This is a genomic window from Pseudomonas cyclaminis, assembly GCF_015163715.1.
GTDB classification, from domain to species: Bacteria; Pseudomonadota; Gammaproteobacteria; order Pseudomonadales; family Pseudomonadaceae; genus Aquipseudomonas; species Aquipseudomonas cyclaminis.
This window is the reverse complement of record NZ_JADDUM010000370.1, coordinates 1-545: the sequence shown is the minus strand read 5'-3', so window position 1 is coordinate 545 and position 545 is coordinate 1. Positions and strand designations below refer to the sequence as shown.

1 protein-coding gene is annotated in these 545 nt (G+C 65.1%); it reads left to right on the top strand.

Features of this window, described 5'->3' with window-relative positions; genetic code table 11:
* The first annotated feature begins 27 nt into the window (after positions 1 to 27).
* Positions 28 to 483 carry an STN domain-containing protein gene (locus tag IQK56_RS30560; protein WP_193901972.1) on the top strand — a complete coding sequence of 152 codons (456 nt, stop codon included), beginning with the start codon at positions 28 to 30 and terminating at the stop codon, positions 481 to 483.
* The last annotated feature ends 62 nt before the right edge of the window (positions 484 to 545 follow it).

Below are 545 nucleotides of genomic sequence, written 5' to 3'. Positions count from 1 at the left end.
TTTTTATGCCGGCGCGGGGATCTTTGCATGACACACACCCTTCACCCGTTCGGTACGCCGGGCACGTGGCCGCTGCGCCTGAAGAAAGGGGCCGCCGCCGGCCTGCTCGGGCTGTGCTGCGCGTTTGGTCCGCTGCCGCTGGCCCTGGCGCAACCCGATACGCCCGCCTCGACCCACGGCTTCAACATCCCGCCACAGGCCCTGGCCGGCGCGTTGATTGCCTTCGGCCAACAGAGCGGCAAGCAAGTGAGCGTCGATCCGCAACTGCTCAAGGGTGTGAGTTCCCCCGGTGTGAACGGCGACATGAGCAACGACGCAGCCCTCGCGTACCTGCTGCAAGGCACCGGCATCGCTGGGGCTATCAGGACGGTGCTCTGGTGTTTCACCGCTTGCCCAGTGCCGATGCTGGCGGCCCGACGATGTTGGACAGTACGGTCGTGCTGGGTTTCACCGAAGAAAACTCGTTCCAGGGCGCCACGGTGATCGATCAAAAGGCGATCCAGGCCTTCCCCGGCGCCAACGGCGACATCACCACCTTGCTGCAA